Source organism: Ferdinandcohnia sp. SAFN-114 (assembly GCF_059415045.1).
In genome coordinates, this window is sequence record NZ_JBPFDQ010000151.1 from 1 (window position 1) to 6,715 (window position 6,715).

Annotated in this window: 6 protein-coding genes; all 6 read left to right on the forward strand. The window is 34.6% G+C overall.

Annotation, left to right across the window (positions count from 1 at the left end):
- Nucleotides 1-346: 346 nt before the first annotated feature.
- Nucleotides 347-589 carry a helix-turn-helix domain-containing protein gene (locus ACR65M_RS26105; protein WP_440274866.1) on the forward strand — a complete coding sequence of 81 codons (243 nt, stop codon included), beginning with the start codon at nt 347-349 and terminating at the stop codon, nt 587-589.
- Nucleotides 561-2,072, forward strand: coding sequence for a hypothetical protein (locus ACR65M_RS26110; protein WP_440274867.1), 1,512 nt, complete (start codon nt 561-563; stop codon nt 2,070-2,072). The genes ACR65M_RS26105 and ACR65M_RS26110 overlap by 29 nt, the downstream gene beginning before the upstream one ends.
- Before the next feature lie 205 nt (nt 2,073-2,277).
- Nucleotides 2,278-2,607, forward strand: coding sequence for a DUF4258 domain-containing protein (locus ACR65M_RS26115; protein WP_440274868.1), 330 nt, complete (start codon nt 2,278-2,280; stop codon nt 2,605-2,607).
- Nucleotides 2,608-2,624: 17 nt separating this feature from the next.
- Nucleotides 2,625-3,443, forward strand: a complete 819-nt coding sequence (locus tag ACR65M_RS26120; protein ID WP_440274869.1) for a hypothetical protein — start codon at nt 2,625-2,627, stop codon at nt 3,441-3,443.
- 733 nt (nt 3,444-4,176) lie between these two features.
- Nucleotides 4,177-5,958, forward strand: coding sequence for a group II intron reverse transcriptase/maturase (gene ltrA / locus ACR65M_RS26125; protein ID WP_494776438.1), 1,782 nt, complete (start codon nt 4,177-4,179; stop codon nt 5,956-5,958).
- 163 nt (nt 5,959-6,121) lie between these two features.
- The gene (locus ACR65M_RS26130; RefSeq protein ID WP_440274871.1) at nt 6,122-6,643 is read left to right on the forward strand and encodes a DUF3854 domain-containing protein; all 522 of its coding nucleotides are present in this window, start codon (nt 6,122-6,124) and stop codon (nt 6,641-6,643) included.
- The last annotated feature ends 72 nt before the right edge of the window (nt 6,644-6,715 follow it).

Genomic DNA, 6,715 nt, shown 5'->3' on the forward strand with positions numbered 1-6,715 from the left:
TTAAACTTTTTTATGAAGGCTACCAAGCGAAAGCGCGGTAGAAAAATCTGTGTCTATTTTCTTGACATAGTATCAATGTCTGTTAATTAAACCCGCTAACCTTAAAATGGTTGCAATCAAAGTAAAAAATAAACGAATATAGTATCAGTATAAAGGATGCTGCGCTTTTCCTCAATATAAATCTTTTAGCAAATTATCAATGTCATAGTCGAGATATTATGTTATAATGACGGTATTCAAGTGAAAAATACATATAATTTAGAGCGTAAACCGCGTACTTTCTACCGTAATAAACGGATAGTTTGTGCGCGGTTTTTTTATTTACTAAAGATAGGGAGAACAACAAATGGTAAAGACTTTTGACGAGATTGATATTATTGAAAATGATGTTGAGAGACTGATCATACTCCGAAAAAGATTAGAAAAAAGTCAGTATGAATTTGCGAAAGCATTAGGAGTCTCAAGTAGTTATTTAGGTCAAATTGAAAATTACAAAGTACCTTTCACAGTGCAATTTAAAGAGCGCATAAATGACTATTTAAAACAGGAGTATGATATGAATGAGCAGGATTTATTTAGCGACCTCTGATGATAGAAATAGAGAAGATATAAGAAAAGCAGTAAAAAAGAAATATAAAAACGATTTAGAAATTATAGATATACAATCAACAAATGAACTAATGTCTGTCTTATATCAAGAATACAAAGTTTTATTTGTGGATCACACTATTTTAAAAGATATTTCTAGCATTAAAAAGGATAAGTTAAAAGGACAAATATTCTTTATGTCCCCAGGTGTAGAAGAAGATACAACATCTTCTCAAATCAAACTATTTCCTAACATCATTACCTTAATCCCATGGATACGTCTAAATGATTTTGTAAATAAGGACATTGAGAAAAACAAAATAAACTCCAATAAAGATAAGAAGAAAAAGCCCGAAGTTAATGAGGAATCTGAAGAGAAGAAACAAACTGAAGATATTAACCAAACAAAAGCTGTTGAAGAATCTATACCGGTCGAACGTGTAGAAGAAAACGACACAACTTCTGATGAAAAACCTGAAAAGGAAACTAACCCTGTAGTGAATTACTCTGATAATCCACTACTACCTAAAGTTGATCAAGATTTGTCAGCCAAGATTAAGAAAGAATGCGAAGCTTTAACAAATGCTGAAAATGATTTTGAAGACAATATGGAAGTTGAGGATGATGATGACGAAAAAGATGACCTTGGTAGAAAAACTGTAGCTAACATTAAAAATGACACACAAAAAACAGTGGCACTTTGGTCTCCATTAGGACAGGTCGGAATAACACAATTTATCATGAATTTTCCTCTTTATTTAGCGAAATTTGGAATACCTGTAGCTGTGGTAGAAGGAATTACAAAGTCGCCAAAATTAAAAACATGGTTAAATCACTATACGGAACAACCAAAGGATTGGATTTCCTCTTTAGATTATCGAACGAGTAAAGACATACACAAAAATATGAGTACGAACTTTGAGTGGGTGTATAAGGGGGTTAAATGGTATCCACTTGGTGAACCTAATGAGACTACTAATAATATTGATACTGATAAATACAAGAAATTCCTCAAAATGTTCATTAAGACTCCGTATCTGACGTTTATTTCAATGGAAAATTACGGTTCAATGTCAAAATATAATTTGGAAACATTAAAATACGTAGATGAATTATGGTTAATGGTCAGTGGAAATTACTTCGACTATCTCCAGTATTATGAATATACCTTGGATCTAATGAAAGACTACCCCGAACTCAAGCTTAGAATTATTTTTAACCAATATGAACACGGAATTAGTTATGTTAAACAAATGGAGGAGAAGTTTAACTGCAAAATAACCTGTCGTATTCCATATAATAGAGATTTACAAAGACATAGAAAGTCCAAACCATTTATAGAGCACAATGAATTCTATGAATTTTTTAAGGAGCCATTTGATAGCGCAGCTGTCCAATTATTAGGTGCAGATTATAAAAGTTTATATGCAATAGATAGGGAAAGTAAATCTATTTTTAAAAGTTTATTTGCACGCTTTTCGTAGAATGTATCTTGAAAGAGGGTTGCACTGGGTGTTATAGTTTATCTATAAATATCTTATTTTTTATTTTCTTTGCAACCTATTAATAAAGGTTAGCGGTTAACTATTAAACTAGGTGGTCTTTGGACTAGTAGATTAAAAACACACAATACGTGTGTAATTAACTACTTCCAAAGGCCACTTTTTTTGTGGAATGGAGGTGAGAGGAATGAAAGAAAAAAGTATTAAGGACATTAAAAAAGTTCTGATGAGTGGAAAAGGGTACATCCGTATTGGAAGTCACACTAAAAAGAGAATGGTTGAAAGAGGTTATACAAAAGGTGATATCGTAAGTTCAGTTATGACAGGCACACTTAAAGAAATTCAGTATGGATTTAATCATGACTTAGGGAGAAGTACTTTCAAATATGTAATTGAAGGGAAGGACTTAAGTAATAATCCGATTGTTTCTGTGCTTGCTGAGGAAGGCAAAACAGCTTATTTAGTTGTTACGGTTATGCCTCCTACGGATCATCATCGATTTACAGATTGTATTTAAAACAGGAGGGAACCAACATGAAGGACATGAGACGTACTAAATTGGAGGGATGGTTTGAATTCTATCGTATTGCCTGTCCGATTTGTGGTCACGCAGGAGGTTGTATGCAGCATAAAGATGGTGATGCGATTGTTTGCATTCGTGTAAAAAGCGATAAACCATTTAGCAAAAATTCAAGCTTACCATCGTTTCTGCACTTATTAAAGGGAGATAAAAAAAGAAAGAAAATCAATGTGGATAATGTACCTCTTTATCAGGGATTACCTAAAAAGGAGGATGCGTTATTAAACGAAGTCTATCAAGCCTTTATAGATTGTCTAGACTTGGAAGAGAGTCACTATCAGCATTTAATCTCTCCATCAAGACAACTATCTGACGAACAAATAATGGTTCGTGGGTATAGGTCATTTCCTGAACAACCTTGGAATATCGTGAAAGATATTTCGGATATAACAGGTATTAAAGATTTTAGTGGTGTACCGGGCTTTTTTGAAGCAAAAGGGAAATATGGCCATTATTGGTCAATTCAAGGTATGGAGGGTATTCTAATCCCTTTCCGTAATCACAAAAATCAAGTTGTAGGGTTTCAATACCGAATTGATAATCCTCCAAATGAAGTGAAAGTACAGGAAAGGAAACAAGGCATCCGAGCTACTGTAATTACACAACCTAATATCGTTCAAGTATCGTACGAGGGGGAAGTTTTGTTTGAACGTGAATTTGAGTTAGGCAAAACAGAAACCATCATGCATAATTCTGAAATATTAGGATGGGTGACACTTAAGAAGGGAAATAGATATTTCTGGTGTGCGAAACGTTTCTCCATAAGTGCTTAAAAACACGAAAGGAGAGGGATTAATTTATATTATCCTAACTGAATCATTGATGATAGGAATGATAGCCGTCATGTTGGCTTGAAACTATCTCCCTGAGACTCCTACATGCGTCTTTATCTTACAGGATTAAGGGGTATGAAGCTAGGTGAAGTCGGCTGAATCTAACCTAAGTTCTTACAAGTATATGGTTAGGGATAGGTCGGGGGGCTGGAAAAACTTTCTATGATGAGAATGTGTAAAGTATACACTGACAAAGTGGCGAAGGTACGGGTCTATAAATATCTGCACAGGAAACTGTGTAGCTTCCAAGAGGAAGGTAAATCACCGAAAAGTAAGATTGCCAGATATGAAATTCGGGATATCTAACAATGAGGATATACGATTTACAGGCTCAAAGTCACCATCTAAGGGAAGGCATGATAGCTAAATGATTCGGAACGTTGAAAGCAACGGACTTCTACTAAACGCCTGTAAGCGGGAAGGTTGCTATAAGGTCAACTTAAAAACCGAAGTGCATTTATCGTTGTGAGAGCAGGGGCACAGTACCGCTGAAACTGTGGAAACACAGTGGAGGGATAGCCCCAAGTCGGAATACTAATTTCTAAAGAGGACAATATATCAATCTATTGGGTTCGAGTATGACTAAGAGAAGCAAAACTCCCATAGGAGGAAAGCTGACCAATTGGCACTCAATCTCAAAAAGCAGAGACTTAGGCATAATGAATATTACGATATGCAAGCGATTCTTGACCAGTTATATAAAGATAGCCTGAATAATAAAGTTACAAATGATTTAATGTCATTGATAACATCAAGGGAAAATATAAGACTTGCATATAGAAATATTAAACGTAACGGTGGGAGCCTTACTAAAGGAGTCAATAAAACTAACATTATCAATATAGCTGCAAAAAATATTGATGAACTAGTTGCTTATGTTAGAAAGAGACTCCAAAACTTCCAACCGCACTCAATAAGAAGGGTTTATGTACCTAAAGATTTTAATGATGAACAAAGACCTTTAGGAATCCCTACGATAGAAGATAGAATCATTCAACAATGTATCTTACAAATCCTAGAACCAATATGTGAAGCCAAATTCCATAAACATAGTTATGGATTTAGGCCAAATCGTTCAGCACACCATGCAATCGCCAGATCCCAAAATCTGATGAATACAAATGGTCTACACTATGTTGTTGATATCGACATAAAGGGATTTTTTGATAACATCAATCACGGAAAACTCCTTAAACAGATTTGGAGCATAGGGATCAGGGACAAAAACCTTATTTCAGTCATCAGTAAAATGTTGAAAGCCAACATTATTGGTGAAGGTAAAATGGATAAAGGTACTCCGCAAGGCGGTATTATTTCTCCACTCTTATCCAACATTGTACTGAATGAACTTGATTGGTGGGTTAGCTCCCAATGGGAGTCATTTCGTTCTAAGAAAACTTATTCAAATAAGGGTAAACAAGATAGAGAATTAAAGAAAACAAACCTAAAAGAGGTTTTCATAGTAAGATACGCTGATGATTTTAAAATCTTCTGTAGAGATATTAAAGTTGCAAACAAAATATTTTCTGCAACTAAAATATGGTTGAAGGAAAGGTTAGGTCTTGAGGTAAGTAATAAGAAATCTAAAATTACAAATCTTCGAAAGAACTATACTGAATTCTTGGGTTTTAAACTCAAAGTTATTCCTAAAGAAAACACGAGGAACGGATACGCATCCATTAGTGATGTATCTGATAAAGCAGTTCTAAAAATGAAGAAAAACCTTAAAGACTCCATCAAAACAATTCAATACTCTAAGGAACACAAACAATTAGAAGTAGAAAGAATGAATTCAAAAATTAGGGGATATCACAACTACTACAAAGTAGCAACAAAGGTGAATATCACATTTGTAAAAATGAATTTTGTTCTCTCAAGAGTCATACACAATAGATTAAAAAGCCAATGCTCCAATATGGGTCCTGAAAGCAAAACGTACAATAAACTATACGGACATTATAACTTCAAAAGGACGTTTATCGATGGTAAACCTATCTTCCCAATTGCAGGTATTAAATTTGAAATACCTAAAAACTTTAGAAAAGATATCAATAACTTTACTAAAGAAGGAAGAGTTGCCATTCACAACAGTTTGAAAGTAGTGGATAGTGAAATACTTGTCCATCTACTGAAAAACCCAGTTATAGACGAGTCAATTGAATTTAATGATAATCGTATAGCGCTATTTGTAGCTCAAAAAGGCAAATGTGCAATCAGTGGTCAACCTTTAATAATCGGTAGGATGCATACCCATCATAAAAAACCTAAAAGCTTTGGTGGTTCTGATAAGTATAGCAACCTAATAATAGTTTCTAACTTAGTTCACACCTTGATTCATGCAACAAAAGAAGAAACTATACAACGATATATTAAATTAGCGTATCTTAGCCCAAAACAAATCGACAAAATAAATGCTTTAAGAAAAACGCTGAAGTTACAACAAATCGTTGTCTAACTGAACTTTTACTTTAGGACTTTGAGAGTGAGTAGCTTTTGATGCATTAGTTCATATTAGAAGTATTTCGATGGAACGCGGTATGCGGTGAAAGTCGCACGTACCGTGTGAGGCGGGGGAAAAACCGGAGATTATCATCAAAGGTTTACCTATCGCACCCGAAATGGGCAATAGCTACCCTGACAGTACGCTGTTGGGATGCTATACATTAAGTTCTTCTAAAAAAAATAAAGGGACGAGCTCTGGTGACCCAGCTCCAGTACATATATCTGTTCCGACAGTTAGAAAAAAAAATTGGGAAACTGGCGAAACACTGAAAACAAGAACAGTGTGGTTATCTGAAGGTCCAATAAAAACAGATATTGCTAGTGACTTAATCGAAAAAGTTTTCGACCCACAAGAGTTGTTTGTAGTAGGGGATACATTCTTAGCATTACCAGGAGCAAATTCATGGAGATTGGCTCTACCAATCTTAAAAGAGATGGACGTAGACGAAGTGAATCTCTGTTTTGATGCTGATGTGGTAAGTAATCCATATGTAAGACAACATTTAATGGAATGTGCTAAGGAGTTAAAGAAAGAGGGGTATTCAGCTAACATGGTTATTTGGAACCAAGCAGATGGAAAAGGAATAGATGACTTGTTGCTTAATTGTAAGATTCCCCACTTTAAACGATTATTTTAATGTAATTTTTCATAATTAAACGGAATCTGTTCATAATTAGCCGGAATGAATTTCATAATTAATCGGAATCGA

Coding starts and splice junctions, on each gene's coding strand:
- ACR65M_RS26110 (WP_440274867.1), top strand. CDS start 561: ATGAGCAGGATTTATTTAGCGACCTCTGATGATAGAAATAGAGAAGAT.
- ACR65M_RS26130 (WP_440274871.1), top strand. CDS start 6,122: ATGGGCAATAGCTACCCTGACAGTACGCTGTTGGGATGCTATACATTA.
- ltrA (WP_494776438.1), top strand. CDS start 4,177: ATGCAAGCGATTCTTGACCAGTTATATAAAGATAGCCTGAATAATAAA.
- ACR65M_RS26120 (WP_440274869.1), top strand. CDS start 2,625: ATGAAGGACATGAGACGTACTAAATTGGAGGGATGGTTTGAATTCTAT.
- ACR65M_RS26115 (WP_440274868.1), top strand. CDS start 2,278: ATGAAAGAAAAAAGTATTAAGGACATTAAAAAAGTTCTGATGAGTGGA.
- ACR65M_RS26105 (WP_440274866.1), top strand. CDS start 347: ATGGTAAAGACTTTTGACGAGATTGATATTATTGAAAATGATGTTGAG.